Origin of the sequence: Breoghania sp. L-A4 (assembly GCF_003432385.1) — a bacterium.
Taxonomy (GTDB): domain Bacteria; phylum Pseudomonadota; class Alphaproteobacteria; order Rhizobiales; family Stappiaceae; genus Breoghania.
This window is the reverse complement of record NZ_CP031841.1, coordinates 258,750-272,585: the sequence shown is the minus strand read 5'-3', so window position 1 is coordinate 272,585 and position 13,836 is coordinate 258,750. Positions and strand designations below refer to the sequence as shown.

The 13,836-nt window shown below is 64.3% G+C and carries 13 protein-coding genes; 4 read left to right on the top strand and 9 right to left on the bottom strand.

Annotated features, from left to right (window positions below; genetic code table 11):
- The first annotated feature begins 15 nt into the window (after positions 1 to 15).
- Positions 16 to 339: a phosphoribosyl-ATP diphosphatase gene (locus D1F64_RS01305; RefSeq protein WP_117410948.1), complete on the top strand. Its 324-nt coding sequence runs from the start codon at positions 16 to 18 to the stop codon at positions 337 to 339.
- Between the two features lie 31 nt (positions 340 to 370).
- Entirely contained in the window at positions 371 to 1,324 is a 954-nt protein-coding gene (gene coaA / locus D1F64_RS01300; protein ID WP_117410947.1) for a type I pantothenate kinase, read from the top strand.
- 92 nt (positions 1,325 to 1,416) lie between these two features.
- Here the strand turns inward: coaA and D1F64_RS01295 are convergent, their stop codons facing one another.
- Positions 1,417 to 3,108 carry a cache domain-containing protein gene (locus D1F64_RS01295; protein ID WP_117410946.1) on the bottom strand — a complete coding sequence of 564 codons (1,692 nt, stop codon included), beginning with the start codon at positions 3,106 to 3,108 and terminating at the stop codon, positions 1,417 to 1,419.
- 155 nt (positions 3,109 to 3,263) lie between these two features.
- The gene (locus tag D1F64_RS01290) at positions 3,264 to 5,459 is read right to left on the bottom strand and encodes a PBP1A family penicillin-binding protein (protein ID WP_117410945.1); all 2,196 of its coding nucleotides are present in this window, start codon (positions 5,457 to 5,459) and stop codon (positions 3,264 to 3,266) included.
- Between the two features lie 189 nt (positions 5,460 to 5,648).
- Between D1F64_RS01290 and D1F64_RS01285 the strand changes: the two genes are divergently transcribed.
- Positions 5,649 to 5,951, top strand: a complete 303-nt coding sequence (locus D1F64_RS01285; protein ID WP_117410944.1) for a DUF1330 domain-containing protein — start codon at positions 5,649 to 5,651, stop codon at positions 5,949 to 5,951.
- A gap of 54 nt (positions 5,952 to 6,005) precedes the next feature.
- Here the strand turns inward: D1F64_RS01285 and D1F64_RS01280 are convergent, their stop codons facing one another.
- From D1F64_RS01280 to D1F64_RS01265, 4 genes are all read right to left on the bottom strand, one after another.
- Positions 6,006 to 6,854: a GNAT family N-acetyltransferase gene (locus D1F64_RS01280; protein ID WP_248304829.1), complete on the bottom strand. Its 849-nt coding sequence runs from the start codon at positions 6,852 to 6,854 to the stop codon at positions 6,006 to 6,008.
- Positions 6,855 to 7,202: 348 nt separating this feature from the next.
- Positions 7,203 to 9,110 carry an ATP-binding protein gene (locus tag D1F64_RS01275; protein WP_248304828.1) on the bottom strand — a complete coding sequence of 636 codons (1,908 nt, stop codon included), beginning with the start codon at positions 9,108 to 9,110 and terminating at the stop codon, positions 7,203 to 7,205.
- A complete protein-coding gene (locus D1F64_RS22980) occupies positions 9,011 to 9,574 on the bottom strand; it encodes a hypothetical protein (protein WP_162901220.1) in 564 nt (187 codons plus the stop codon). Before D1F64_RS22980 ends, D1F64_RS01275 begins: the two co-directional genes overlap by 100 nt.
- 89 nt (positions 9,575 to 9,663) lie before the next feature.
- Entirely contained in the window at positions 9,664 to 11,670 is a 2,007-nt protein-coding gene (locus D1F64_RS01265; RefSeq protein ID WP_117410941.1) for a methyl-accepting chemotaxis protein, read from the bottom strand.
- Positions 11,671 to 12,098: 428 nt separating this feature from the next.
- Between D1F64_RS01265 and D1F64_RS22975 the strand changes: the two genes are divergently transcribed.
- Positions 12,099 to 12,266: a hypothetical protein gene (locus D1F64_RS22975; RefSeq protein WP_162901219.1), complete on the top strand. Its 168-nt coding sequence runs from the start codon at positions 12,099 to 12,101 to the stop codon at positions 12,264 to 12,266.
- Positions 12,267 to 12,289: 23 nt separating this feature from the next.
- Here D1F64_RS22975 and D1F64_RS01260 read toward each other — a convergent pair whose 3' ends face one another.
- From D1F64_RS01260 to D1F64_RS24160, 3 genes are all read right to left on the bottom strand, one after another.
- Positions 12,290 to 12,574 carry a hypothetical protein gene (locus tag D1F64_RS01260; RefSeq protein WP_117410940.1) on the bottom strand — a complete coding sequence of 95 codons (285 nt, stop codon included), beginning with the start codon at positions 12,572 to 12,574 and terminating at the stop codon, positions 12,290 to 12,292.
- Entirely contained in the window at positions 12,571 to 13,290 is a 720-nt protein-coding gene (locus tag D1F64_RS01255) for a hypothetical protein (protein WP_117410939.1), read from the bottom strand. The genes D1F64_RS01260 and D1F64_RS01255 overlap by 4 nt, the downstream gene beginning before the upstream one ends.
- A 171-nt stretch (positions 13,291 to 13,461) precedes the next feature.
- On the bottom strand, positions 13,462 to 13,809 hold the full coding sequence (locus D1F64_RS24160; RefSeq protein ID WP_248304827.1) for a hypothetical protein: 348 nt from the start codon (positions 13,807 to 13,809) through the stop codon (positions 13,462 to 13,464).
- Positions 13,810 to 13,836: the final 27 nt, after the last annotated feature.

Below are 13,836 nucleotides of genomic sequence, written 5' to 3'. Positions count from 1 at the left end.
GGGCCCATTCGACAGATGACCGATTTCACGCTTGAAGACCTCGCCTCCATCGTCGCCACGCGGGCGCGCTCGGATGACGAGACATCCTACACCCGCCAGTTGATCGGCAAGGGCATGGCGAAATGCGCCCAGAAGCTGGGCGAAGAGGCGGTCGAGACCGCAATCGCCGCCGTTCAGGGCGACAAGGCCGAACTGACGGCGGAAGCCGCCGACCTTCTCTTTCACCTCACAGTGGTGCTAGAAGCGGGCGGCGTGCCGCTCGGCGACGTTATGGCGGAGCTCGCCCGGCGCACCGGCCAGACGGGCCTTGAGGAAAAGGCGTCGCGGCCGCAGGATTAACAAGGACGCGGGACAGCCCGCGGTGGATTGCATGGACACCTCCATTCCCGACGAGCTGTCGCCCTATCGCGTCTTCACCGAAAGCGAATGGGCCCGCCTGCGCGCCGACACGCCGATGACACTGTCGGGCGAGGAAGTCACGCGCCTTCAGAGCCTCAATGATCCGGTGTCGTTCGCCCAGGTGGAGAGCATCTATCTGCCGCTCTCACGGCTGCTGTCGTTCTATGTCGAGGCGACCCTGAACGTGCATCTGGCGACCCGCCGGTTTCTGGGCACCAACGACACCAAGACGCCCTTCATCATCGGCATCGCAGGCTCCGTCGCTGTGGGGAAGTCGACCACGGCACGCCTGCTCCAGGCGCTGCTGGCGCGCTGGCCGGCGAGTCCCAAGGTGGATCTGGTCCCCACCGACGGCTTTCTGTTTCCCAACGCGGTGCTGCAGGAACAGGGACTGATGCGGCGCAAGGGGTTTCCGGAAAGCTACGACCTGCCGGAATTGCTGCGGTTTCTCTCGGAGATCAAGGCGGGGCGGCGCAACGTGAGCGCGCCAGTCTATTCGCACTTCTATTATGACGTGATGGCGGGCCAGCAACAGATCGTCGACCGCCCGGATATCCTTATCGTCGAGGGGCTGAACGTGCTGCAGACAAGCAAGTTGCCGCGTGACGGAAAGGCGATTCCCTACGTCTCGGATTTTTTCGATTTCTCGGTCTATATCGACGCCGACGAGGAAGTGCTGCGCGAGTGGTACGTGGAACGGTTCATGCGCCTGCGCGAGACCGCCTTCCGCGACCCCAGTTCGTTCTTCCACACATACAGCAAGCTGGGTGACAACACCGCTGTGGAGATCGCCAACGATCTCTGGGACAACATCAATCTGGTGAACCTGCGCGAAAACGTCGTGCCCACGCGTCCGCGCGCCGACCTGATCCTCACGAAGGGCGAAAGCCACGCCATCGAACGTGTGGATCTGCGTCGGATCTGATCCCAGCGGCGGTGTATATTCATGGGCGAATGAATCAAAAGGCCCGCCGGATTTCTCCGGCGGGCCTTTGCTGTATGCCGAGGTAGCCCCGATCAGGCGGCGGCCGCGTTTTCGCGGATGCTGTCGAGGAACGAGGTGACGCGTTCGCGCAGTATCTTCGCTTCGCTCTCCAGCGACAGAGACGCGTCGGAGACCATGGCGGCGGCGTCATTGGTCACATTGGCGGCCTGCGACACGCCTTCGATGTTGGTCGAGACGTCCTGGGTGCCCGTGGCGGCTTCCTGCACGTTGCGGGCGATTTCCGTGGTCGCGGCGCCCTGCTCCTCCACCGAGGCCGAGATGCTCGAGGTGATCTCATTGATCCGCCCGACCGTGTCGGTGATGGTGCTGATGGCGGTCACCGCCAGCTGGGTCTCGCTCTGGATGGAGGAAATCTGCGTTGAGATCTCTTCGGTCGCCTTCGACGTCTGGGTCGCCAGCTCCTTGACTTCCGCGGCCACCACCGCAAATCCCCGGCCCGCCTCGCCGGCGCGCGCCGCCTCGATGGTGGCGTTCAGCGCCAGCAGATTGGTCTGCTCGGCGATCGCCTGAATCAGCGAGACGACCTCGCCGATGCGACTGGCCGCTTCCGACAGGCCTTGGATGCGCACGTTGGTGGTGTCGGCCTGGGCGGAGGCCTGCGAGGCAATCTCGCTCGACGACGACACCTGGCGGCTGATTTCCGCAACGGAGGCCGCCAGTTCCTCGGCGGCAGAGGCCACCGTCTCGACGTTGCTGGAGGCTTGCGCCGCGGCGCTCGCCACCGTCATGGACTGGTTGGTGGTCTGCAGCGCGCCGGAGTTCAGGTCGCTTGAGGCGGTGCGCAGGTTGCTGACCGAGGTGGAGATCGTGTCCATCAGGCCGCCGATCTGGGTTTCGAACTCGGCCGACAGTCTCTGCATCGTCAGCGTGCGTGCATGATCGCTCTCACGCCGCGCGGTTTCCGCCGTCTCCAGAGTGCGCCGGGCGCGCTCGTTCGCGATGAACACCTCCATGGCGTTCGCCATCTCGCCGATCTCGTCGCCGCGATCGGTGCCCTCGACATCGATCTCGGTGTTGCCCTCGGCCAGGTCGCGCATGTTGCCGGTCAGCGAGGCCAGCGGCCGCGTCAGGCTGCGTATCCCCGTGAACGCCACACCAACGGCGATCAACCCGCCGACAAGTCCGATCACGATGATCTGGATCGCCCGCGTCCAGAAGGTCGCCTCCACATCGTCGGTGTACATTCCGGTGCCAATCACCCAGCCCCAAGGCTCGAAGGTTTCCGCCCAGCTCGTCTTGTCGAGCAGCTCCGTGCCGCCCTTGCGCACCTTGACATAAGACACGGCGCCGCCACCGGCCTTGGCCGCCGCGAACATTTCGCGGATGTGATACTTGCCGTTGTCATCGGTGGCGCTGAGGGCGTCGTCGCCTTCGGTCTTAGGATTGGAGGCAACCACGCGGGTGCCGTCAGCGGCATAGGCGAACACATAGTTGTTCCCGTCGTAGCGCAGGGCGCGGATGATGTTGCGCGCCTGGACGGTCGCCTCGTCATGCGTCAGCGCACCGGCCTTTTCCTGCGCGTCGAAATAGGTGGCGATCGACTTCGCCACTTCGACCAGCGTGCGGGTCTTGGCGATGCGCTCGCCATACAACACTGTGTTGAGCGATGTCAGGCCGACGCCGGCGATGATGACGGAGAGTACGGCAAGGGTCAGGACCGGGATCCAGATCTTGACGCCGATACCGAATTTATTAAAGGTCATGACACTGCCTAAGCAATTGGAAGGATTTGCGATATTCCCTTCCAACCTTTAACCCATGGTAAAAATTTCCGAGGTGCCGTAACGGCGGATCACGATTTTTTCGCCATGCAGCAAAGTTACGCGAATCCGCGGATCCAAATGACGCGCCGGCGGTATCAGCCGCCAAACAGCCTGCGGAAGAAGCCGCCCGAGGACGGCGGCGGGAGAATGCGGCCACCCTGCTCACCATTGACCGTGCGCAGGTTGCGCGGCGGCACAGGCACGTTTCCGTTGCTGTCCGCGAGCCGGTTCCAGCCCACCGGCACGCCCGGCAGCTCCGTGACCTGCACGCCCTCGTGCGCGGCGAGCATGTAGTCGTGCCAGATGCCGGCCGGCAGGCTGCCGCCCGTCGCCCCTTTGGTGGGGGAGTTGTCATCGTTGCCCAGCCACACGCCAGTGACCAGATCGGCCGTGAACCCGATGAACCAGGCGTCACGCAGATCCTGACTGGTTCCGGTCTTGCCGCCGGCCGGACGATCGCCGAGGCTGGCGCGCTTGCCGGTGCCTGTCTGCAACGTCTCCGCCATCATGCTGTTGATCTCGCGCAGCACATCCGGCTGAATCACCTGGCCCGGTCCACCGCCGGTCCGCTGGTACAGGATCTCGCCGCTCTGCGTGCGGATCGAGCGGATCACATGCGGCACGACGCCGTAGCCGCCGTTGGAAAACGGCACATAGGCGGCAGTGAGCTCGAGCGGCGTGACTTCCGAGGTGCCCAGCGCCAGCGACGGGTTGGCCTTGAGCGGCGAGGAAATGCCCAGCCGCTGCGCTGTGCGCGCCACCCGCGCGGGCCCGACCTCGTTCGCGAGCGATGCGGCGACGGTGTTGAGCGAATAGGCCAGCGCCATCTTCAGCGAGACGGGTCCGTAGTATTTCTTGGTGTAGTTCTTCGGCTGCCAGCCCTTGATCGAAATCGGTCTGTCGACGCGCATCGTCTCCGGCGTCAATCCACTCTCGAGCGCCGCCAGATAGACAAAGGGTTTGAAGGCCGACCCCGGCTGGCGCATGGCGACGACGGCGCGGTTGAACTGGCTCGAGGCATAGTCGCGGCCGCCGACCAGCGCCTTGATCGCGCCCGAGGTGTCCAGCGTGACGATGGCGCCCTGAGTAACGCCGAGTTTTCCGCCCTTGTCCGCCAGAGCCGCGCGCAGTTCCTTCTCGGCCTTGCGCTGCAGATCAAGATCGATGGTCGTGTCGACAATGAGATCCTCGGACACCGGGCCAACGTACCCGTCCAGCAGTTCCATTGCCCAGTCGGCAACGTAGTTCTCGGACGCGGAGTTGTGCCGCGAGACCACCTGCGCGGGCGCGGCGATGGCGTTCTTGGCCTGGTCCGCGCTGATGAAGCCGGTGTCGTGCATCGCCGTCAGCACCAGTTGGGCGCGGCGTTCGGCCAGATCGGGATTGCGTGTCGGCGCATAGCGCGAGGGCGCCTTCAGCAGGGCGGCCAGAGTCGCGGCTTCCGCAAGGCTCACCTGGCGCGCGGACTTCCCGAAATAGCGCCGCGCAGCTCCGTCCACACCGTAGGCGCCGGCGCCGAAATAGACGCGGTTGAGGTACATCTCCAGGATTTCATCCTTGGAGAATTTCGCCTCCAGCCACAGCGACAGCACCACCTCCTGCATCTTGCGGCTGATGGTGCGCTCGGGTTTGAGGAACAGATTCTTGGCAAGCTGCTGGGTCAGCGTGGAACCGCCTTGCACCAATGTGCCGCGCGTCAGATTGGTGACCATGGCGCGGGCGAGGCCGATCGGATCAATGCCGAAGTGGCTGCGGAAGCGCCGGTCCTCGATCGCGATGACGGCGTTGGGCAGATAGGCGGGGAGCTGTTCAAGCCGCACGGCTTCCCCGCCGGTGTCGCCGCGGTTGGCGATCAGCCGCCCCTGGACAGAGACGATCTGGATGTTGGGCGGCCGATTCGGCACGCGCCATTCGGAGCTCGGAGGCAGGTGTGCCGCGTAATAGGCCAGAACACCGGCAACGGTGATGATTCCCCAGATGCCGAGCACCACGCTCCAATAGGCGGTGCGCTTGAGAAGCCGGCCGAGCCGGCCACGGGACTTTGCCGCGCCGCGCTTGCGGCCCGAGGGTGCATTGGCGGCACGGCCTCTGGCCGCCGGGGCCTTGCCATTCTGTGTCTTGCCCGCGGGACCCTTGGCGGGCGCGCGGGGTTTGACGGAGGATTTCGGCGCGGGTTTGCCGCCGCGCTTTTCGGGCGGACGCACCTGGGCGCCCGGCGCTGCGCCCGCGCCACTTGTGACGCGTTCGAAGCTTGGTTCGATCCGTTCGCCCTGCCGTCTGCGCCTGACCATGCGGCTTGCCCGAAATGGTTGATACACCCGGTGCGCGGCCCATCTGCCGCACGCCCCCATCTCAAGGTTAAATGAGGCCTTTTAAGGGGCAGTTAAGCTTGACGGAATTCGCAATGGCTGACTCTCTTGTCGGCAACGGTTAACGCACCACCGGGTGCGGCCGCGAAAAAGCGCACAGGGAGCATTGAAATGACAAAGGGATATTGGGTCGCACGCGTCGATGTGCAGGATCCGGAAGCGTACAAGGAGTATGTCGCGGCGGGTGCGGCGGCGTTTTCGAAATACGGCGCGCGGTTTCTCGCGCGCGGCGGCAAGTTCGAGAAGCTGGAGGGCACATCACGGGCCCGCAATGTACTGATCGAGTTCGAAAGCTACGAGCAGGCGCTGGCTTGCTACAACTCGCCGGAATATCAGAAGGCCAAGGCCATCCGGACCCAGGTGTCGGAAGGCGATCTGATTATCATTGACGGCTATGACGGTCCGCAGCCGTGACGCAAAAATGCCGCGCATCCCGCCTTGGATGCGCGGCATCACCGATTCGGCGCATCAACTCGCGTAGCGGCTGGCGTCGGCGCCGTAGTAGTTCACATAGCGCGCGTTGAGCTTGGAGACGGGCATCACGATCAGCACGTCGGTGGTGCCGAACTGGTGGTCGACCACGGCCCCGTCGCCCACATAGGCGCCCAGCCTCAGGTATCCCTTGATCAGCGGAGGCAGCTCACGCAAGGCCGCGCGCTCGTCAATCGCCTCGTGCGGCATGCGGTTCATGTCCACGTAGCGGTCCTCGACGGCCCGCACGCGCCACTCTTCGGGCGCTGCCGCTTGGTGATGCAGGAACGACAGCGGCAGGGCGAGGCGTTCCGGATCCGTGCCTTCGATCGAGGCGCAGCCGATCATCGCATCGATGCCGTGCATCAGGATGTAGGACCAGATGCCGTGCCACAGCAGTTCGACGGTGCGCTTGTTGCGGTAGGGCTTGAGCACACAGGAACGGCCCAGTTCCAGAAAGCGCATGCCGGGCTTTGAATCGATGAGCTGCTGGATGTCGTATTCGCCGCTCGTATAGAAGCCGCCGTTTTGTTCGGCCACGTCCTGGCGCAGCAGGCGGTAGGTGCCGACGATCTTCGGCTTGAGCCGTCCGAACGGCTTGGCCCGCGTCGGCGCGTCGTGATCGAGCACGAGCAGGTGATCGCAAATACCGTCAAAGGCATCAATGTCGCGCTTGGCGTTCAGCGTCAGCGCATCGGCGATCGCCGACATTTCCTCATAGAATACATGATAGCGCAGCGCCTGCGCCTTGCGGACCTCGGACGCCTTGCGGGCAAGACGCACTTCCAGCGAGCCAATACGGCCGAGCGAGACGGTCTCGCCGGTCTGCGGCTTCAGTCCGGCCATGCCCGGAAAGCCCGCGCCGGGGATCCAGCGACCGTTGCCGGTGCGTCCCAGCGGCATGAACTTCCGCATCAGCATGGCGGGAGACAGCTTGCCATACTGCTTGCCGGGTGCTGACTGTTTCATAGGCGTTCGCCCTTGTTCCCCAAACGAACCGGTTTCCGGCTCAATGCGCCGCCGTCCGGTTCCATGCTCCTCACGCGCTTGTCGCGCGCGTCCGAATCAGTCCGCCGCGTTCACCGGCGAATTCCGACACATTGAGCATATTTCTCCGACAGTTCCATGACACATCAGATCGGGTCACGACCATCGTGGTAGGTACATTATCATAGATAGGGGAAAAAAGAGCGTTCAACACCCGGCCGCGGTGACTTGCGCCAGTGCCGCAAGCGCGCCGCGCAGGGCATCCGGGTCGAGAGGCTTTGTCAAAAAGCCGCTGGCGCCGGCGGCTTCGACCTCCGAGCGTGACTCCGGCATCACATCGGCGGTCAACGCGTAAACCGGCAACGGGGCGCGGTTGCGATCCGCCTCGCCGGCGCGTATGGCGCGGATGACCTCCAACCCGTCCACCTTGGGCATGTGCAGGTCGGTGAAGACCGCATCGAACGGTTGCCCGCCCGGCGCCCAGCTTTCCTTGACCGCGTCGATCGCCGCCTGCCCGTCCTGCACGACGATGGCCGTGTGGCCGAATTTTTCGACAAGCGCAACGGTGAGCCGCAGGTTGATCTCATTGTCCTCCGCGACAAGCAGCCGCAGGGCCGGGCCGGGCGGTGCGGTGTCATCGGCGCTTGAACCCGTCCAGTCGCCAGGCACATCGGTGATATCGCCGCCGCCGACAAGGGCTGCGGTAATCCGCAGCAGAGAGTGCGAGCGTACAGGCTTGATCAGATAGGCATCGAAACCCGCCGCCTTCAGCGCGGGCAGGCTCGCGCGCTGCGCCGGGGTAATGAGCACAAGGGCGGGCGCCGAATTTCCGGCCGAACGTTGCGCATCAAGCCAATTGGCGGGATCCGCGACACTCATGTGATCGACGATAAGGCCGGCCGCGGGATCACCGTTTGCGGTGCTTGCGTTGTCGGTTTGCGACGGGCTGCGGGTCCGGATCCTGACGCCCACGGCGGAAAGCCTTCGGGCGATCAGCGTTGCCTCGATGCCCTCGCTTGCGACGAGGTCGATCTGACGGCCGGCGAGAACAGGCTGCAGCGCCGCGGTCCCACCCGTGTCCGCACCGGGATGTGCGACATCGATGGTGAAGGAGAAGGACGCGCCGGAGCCCGGGTCGCTGCGAATCGCGATTGATCCGTTCATCCGTGCGACGATGCGCTGGGAGATCGCCAGGCCGAGACCGGTGCCACCGTAGCGGCGGGCGGGACCGTGATCGACCTGTTCGAATTCCTGAAACAGGCGCTTGGCCGCGTCCGGCGCGATGCCGATGCCCGTGTCGTGCACGCTGACCGATAGCCGGCACTGCGCGGCTCCCACCGATTGCGCGCAAATCTCGATCAACACGCCGCCGTCGTCCGTGAACTTGATGCCGTTGCCGGCAAGATTGATCAGCACCTGGCGCAGGCGCGGCCCGTCGATCAGCACCTGGGCCGGTACGTCGGGCGCCACATAGCCCGCGATCTCCAGCCCCTTGGCCTGGGCGCGCGGCGCGAGAAGCTCGACGACGCCTTCCACCAGCGCCTCGAGACCGGTGGGCCGCGGGGCCAGCTCCAGTTTTCCCGCCTCGACCTTTGAGAAATCCAGCACCTCGTCGATCAAGGTCATGAGGGCCTCTCCGGACGTGTGGATGGCATCGGCGTAACTGTTTTGCGCGGCGCTGAGTTGCGTGTCGCGCAGCAATCCGGTCATGCCGAGAATGCCGTTGAGCGGCGTGCGAATCTCGTGGCTGACGGTTGCGAGAAAGCGCGACTTGGCGCGATTGGCCGATTGCGCCTGGTCGCGGGCCTCCATCAGAGCGTCTTCCGCCGCCTTGCGCGGCGTCACGTCGCGCAGAATCGTCTGCACCAACGCGGCGCCGCTGCCGCTGTCACGCACCCGCACATCGAGTCGCGAGAACCAGCGCCAGCCGGCCACGGTTTCCAGTTTCAAATCCGGCGGGCCGGGGCGTTCGTTCGCGGGGTCGCCGTCCGCAGGCGGCGGATCCAGCGCCACCATCAGCGGCCGCCCGACGACCTGGTCGAGGTCCGCGCCGAAGCATCGCGAAAAGGCTTCGTTGGCGTAGACGACGCGGCCCTTGTCGTCGCGCCGGAAAATGACATCCCGAGCGCGTCGATGACAGAGCGATGGCGCTCATCCGATTCGCGCAGCTCCCACGCCTTGTCTTCCAGCCGTTCGGCATGGTCGCGCAGAAGATCGGCTTCCGCGTCGAGCGCGGCGATTCGGCCGGAGCGGCTCGCAAGCTCGGGTCCGAGCACGATCCACACGCCGCCGCAGCCCGCGAGGAAGGCAATGGCGACGCCTGCCAGAGGGCCCGGTGCGGGCACTGTGGCCAGTAGCACCGCGGCCAGGGCGCCGGCGACGACAAGAACGCCCGCAAGCGCGAGAGTCCGGCGCGAAGCACCAGCGACTGGTGTCGAATCCGGGGCAGGTTGGTCCTGGGTTCCGGAGCGCAGGCCACCGTCCGCTGCGGCGTCGCCGCGGACCGTGTCACGCTGACTGCCGACGGGATCCGCCGTGCCGCGCGCTGGTACTCGATGGCTGGTGTGCGACTGCAACATGGCGCGTGACGCGCTCCCCCTGGTCATGTCAGAGGGATCAGTGTGCCGCAAAGGACTTGCCAAAGCCTTGACGGCACACTGTTTGCGGATCAGGCGGCGCGGACGCCGTCAAGGAAGCGGCTGACCTCGCCGCGCAGCGATTCCGACTGCATCGACAGCTCGCCGGCCGCCGACAGCACCTGGCTTGCTGTAGAGCTGGAGGTTGCAGCCGCCTCGGTGACATGGCCGATGGAGCTGGAGACTTCCTGTGTGCCGATTGCGGCCTGCTGCACGTTACGGGCGATTTCCTGGGTGGCCGCGGACTGTTCCTCCACCGCGCCGGCGATGCTTGCCGCGATCTTGGTCAGATCATCGATCGAATTGGTCACAGCCGAAATCGCTTCCGTGGAACTCGCGGTCGCGTCCTGGATGGCGGCGATCTGCTCGGAGATATCCGTGGTCGCCTTCGACGTCTGGGTCGCCAGCTCCTTGACCTCGGAAGCCACAACCGCGAAGCCCTTGCCGGCTTCCCCGGCGCGCGCCGCCTCGATGGTGGCGTTAAGCGCCAGCAGGTTGGTCTGCTCGGCGATATCCTGGATCAGGCCGACGATGGCGCCGATCTTCTGGGCCGCGTCCGAGAGGGTTTTCACCTTGTCGACCATGACATTGGCTTCGCCCGCCGCCGCATTGGCCCTGTTGGAGGTTTCGCTGGCCTGACGGCCGATTTCCTCGACCGAGGCGGCCATCTCCTCGGACGCGGTGGCGACCGTCTGGACGTTGCTGGAGGCCTGTTCCGATGCGGCGGCCACATTGTTGGCCTGTTCGCTGGTCCGCGCGGCGGTGTCGGTCATGCTTTCGGCCGCCGACTGAAGTTCGGTGGCGGCGCCGGAGACCGTACCAACGATCGATCCGATCGCCGCGTCGAAGTCGTCGGCCAGCTTGTGCATCATTGCTTTCTGCTGCTTTTTCGCCTGCTCGCTTGCGACCTGCTGCTCCTCTTCCAGACGAAGCTTCTCGACTGCGTTTGCCTGGAACACCTGCACGGCTGCGGCCATGGAGCCGATTTCGTCCTTACGACCAACGCCGAAGATGGCGCCGTCGAGCTTGCCGCCGGCCAGCTCCGTCATGGCGTCCGTGATGGCGACGATGGCGCGCGGCAGGGTGGTTCCAAGAAACAGGGCGATGGCAAGGCCGAGCACCGTGAACAGGACGCCAAGCAACGTGGTGCGCGAAACAATGCCCGTGATTTCGCCTTCCGCGCGCGGTCCGAGATCGTTCTGGGTGTCGACGACGTCGGCGAGGACTGCCTGATATCCTGCGGTCATCTCCGGGCCGATCAGATCCAGGCCGTTTTCACGGTAGTCGCGGCGCTCGGCGAATTTGCTGGAGACCTGCTCGAGATCCGTCATGAAGCGTTCGGTCAGCTCGATCGCTTGCGTCGCCAGATTGCGGTGGTCGGTGGTTTCCAGTTTCCCGACAAGGTCTTTCAACTGATCCCGCGCCAGCGTCATGGTGCGGGACGCTTCCTCGTAGTCCTTTTGCGCGAGGCTCGCGAACAGCTGCTCTGTCGCGATGCGGCCCATCAGAACCTGTTCCTGGGCCCGGCCCGCGAAGTAGGAAGAGACCTGATCGCCGTCCTCATACGCGCTTTCCACGATCGCCGTCAGATTCTCCCGAATTTTCTGTCCCGCCTGCTCGAGGCCGACATGCAGCGCCGTGGTGTCGCTCTGGATGGAGGCATACCGTTCGAAGTCCGCCGCGTATTCGGACATGCCCGCTTGCAGCGTGTCGAGCTTCGCGATGCGGTCGGAATCCCGGAACAGCGCCTTGATCTCAGCGCCGCGCGCGCGAATGTCGGCGATTTTCTCATGCACGACGTCCGCGTCCGCCTCCTTGAAGCCGGTGCGGTAGTTCATCACGCCAAGGCGGACGCTGAGCAGGTCGCTGGTGGCGTCGTTGATGACCAGGCTCTGGCGGGCCGCGGAGCGGTATTCGGTGAACAGCGATTGCACATTGCCAAGTCCGACGACGGCGAGGGTCGCCGTGACCGCCAGCGCAGCGGCGATCACACCAACACCGGTGAACAGCTTGGCTTTGATGGAGACGTTCATTTTCATGGGTCACTCTGGTCTGTATTCGGACAGGCGCTCTCAGGTCAGGGGAGGTGACCGAGACCGTTACACTTGGAGTAAACAGGGAAAACGTTAAACAAAATGCTCACATATTGATAATATACTGATTGAAAATTCACGATCGTTTAGTTTGCATCTGACTTAGCGTAATAGTTACTTGGTTGAGACTATAGTTCATATATTCGAGTGAAGGCAACCCAGGATTGCGAATTCCGATTCTGTGGCGTCAAAAATTGTGATTTTATATTTGGATCTTCATGAATTGAACGTCCCGCCACGATGAAGCGCATGTTATATTTTCAATTTTAAATGCTCGTTTCATCCAATGCCGGGTATACGTCTGGAAATTCGGTGCGAAATAGTTGGCCCGTCGCCGCTTGCGGGCGGACGGTTCGAAAGTCCCCCCCTTCCTGATGAGCCCCGATGAGGCGGCGGTTTTGCGAAATCCCGTCGTCGCCGGCCACGGCGCCGGGCATCGCGGCGTGGAACAGGCACTGGCCGTAGGCGGAGATATCAATGGCAATGAATCGCAGAAGCGCCCCAAATTTTTGATTCGTCGCATTTGTTCTAAGACGAAGTGAAATTCACTTCATCTGGAAATGTTCTAGGCGAAAAGATCGAGCGCCAGAGCCGCCGCCCCGTCATGGATGACGCGACGGTCAACGCCCGGCGCATCCCGGCAGATGTCGGGCATGTGTGACTGGCCCCAAACGGAGCACGTGCAGAAGAAGACATAATGGCCGGCCTCGGGGTCAAGCAGCGCAAATGTGCTGTTGGGCAGAATGCCATGGACCCATTCCGCGCACAGATCCGATGGCGCCTCGGTGTCCCGGCCCACGGCGGCTATGGAGACCGGGGTGCGGATCGCCCTGAGACTGTCGGTGGTCATGCCGCGGATGGTGGGGCGGGCGCGAAGACGAACGCGGCCTTGATCCGGCTGTCCCTGTAGCTGTCAGACTGCCGGTCCCATGACGCGCGGAAGACCGGGTTCTCTTTCAGCAGCGCCGGGACTTTCTCTCCGATATCCGGAAATTCGCGCGGGCCGTTGCCCCACGGCTTGCCGCGCGCCCAATCCGTGAATACGGAAATGTCCGTGATGGCGCCGAGCAATGACAGCGCCGTGTAGCCTCCAAGCGAAAAGCCGGCGACATGGATCCGGTCGAAATCGATCCGCCCGGAGAACGGGCCGGCCGCATGATGATCCATCAGCACCGTGAGATCGCGCGCCCGCTCCCACCAGCACAGGAAGCCCTCTGCCCGGTAAGGTTCGGTCGCCGTGTTGCCGTGATGATTGGCGCCGATGACAATATGGCCCTGCTGAGCGAGGCGCTGCGCCAGCCAGGACAGTCCCGCGGCCGTCCCTCCCGTGCCATGCGACATGAGCACGACCGGAAAGGCGGGTTGGTCGTCGGCGAGACCGGCGTCCCGCGCGATTGGCTCCGGCAGGAACGGCGTGGCTTCGGTCAGGCTCGACGCGGTTGGCTGCTCGGCACTGTCGCGTGTCGGATACCACGCGGACCAGGCAATCGGCCGGGCCGCATTGCCGGACCAGTCCGACCGGTTCTCATCTGTTGCCTTTCCCGCGGTGAATCCGACGTTGAACACAGGTTTTCTCTATTCGGACTATCCTGCGGAACAGGAGATTAGATATTGAAATTTATGTCAATATAGTCCCCATGAAGCCGGCCCTTGGCCTTAGTCGCCGGCCACCGCGGAACATGGCCAGGTCACGGGATGCGGGAGAGCCCGACGCGTGGTGATGATTGACGAGGGTGCTCAGGCGGCGTGGGCGAGCGTGGTAGGCGCCCCGCGATAGCTCAGCGCCTCGGCGAGATGCGGCCGGCGCACGCGGGCCTCGCCGTCGAGATCCGCCAACGTGCGCGCGACCTTCAGAACGCGGTGATAGCCGCGCGCCGACAGATGCAGCATGTCGGCGGCGTCGCGCAGCAGCCGCACGCCGTCCGCGTCCAGCTCGGCGATGTCCTCGATCAGCCGCGCCGGGGCCTGCGCGTTGGTGCGCGCGGAAACCGCCAGCGGCTCGAACCGCTCCGCTTGCAGCGCACGGGCGGCGGCGACCCGGGCGGCGATATCCAGCGAGCCTTCCGACCGGCCGGGACTGATCATGTCATGGGCGGTGACCGCGGGCACCTC

Bases quoted from the DNA above. Each gene is read 5' to 3' on its own strand.
- D1F64_RS01290 (WP_117410945.1), bottom strand. From the start codon at position 5,459: ATGGTCAGGCGCAGACGGCAGGGCGAACGGATCGAACCAAGCTTCGAA.
- D1F64_RS22975 (WP_162901219.1), top strand. From the start codon at position 12,099: ATGAGCCCCGATGAGGCGGCGGTTTTGCGAAATCCCGTCGTCGCCGGC.
- D1F64_RS01265 (WP_117410941.1), bottom strand. From the start codon at position 11,670: ATGAAAATGAACGTCTCCATCAAAGCCAAGCTGTTCACCGGTGTTGGT.
- D1F64_RS01295 (WP_117410946.1), bottom strand. From the start codon at position 3,108: ATGACCTTTAATAAATTCGGTATCGGCGTCAAGATCTGGATCCCGGTC.
- coaA (WP_117410947.1), top strand. From the start codon at position 371: ATGGACACCTCCATTCCCGACGAGCTGTCGCCCTATCGCGTCTTCACC.
- D1F64_RS01285 (WP_117410944.1), top strand. From the start codon at position 5,649: ATGACAAAGGGATATTGGGTCGCACGCGTCGATGTGCAGGATCCGGAA.
- D1F64_RS01280 (WP_248304829.1), bottom strand. From the start codon at position 6,854: ATGGCCGGACTGAAGCCGCAGACCGGCGAGACCGTCTCGCTCGGCCGT.
- D1F64_RS01305 (WP_117410948.1), top strand. From the start codon at position 16: ATGACCGATTTCACGCTTGAAGACCTCGCCTCCATCGTCGCCACGCGG.
- D1F64_RS01260 (WP_117410940.1), bottom strand. From the start codon at position 12,574: ATGACCACCGACAGTCTCAGGGCGATCCGCACCCCGGTCTCCATAGCC.
- D1F64_RS24160 (WP_248304827.1), bottom strand. From the start codon at position 13,809: ATGATCAGTCCCGGCCGGTCGGAAGGCTCGCTGGATATCGCCGCCCGG.
- D1F64_RS22980 (WP_162901220.1), bottom strand. From the start codon at position 9,574: ATGTTGCAGTCGCACACCAGCCATCGAGTACCAGCGCGCGGCACGGCG.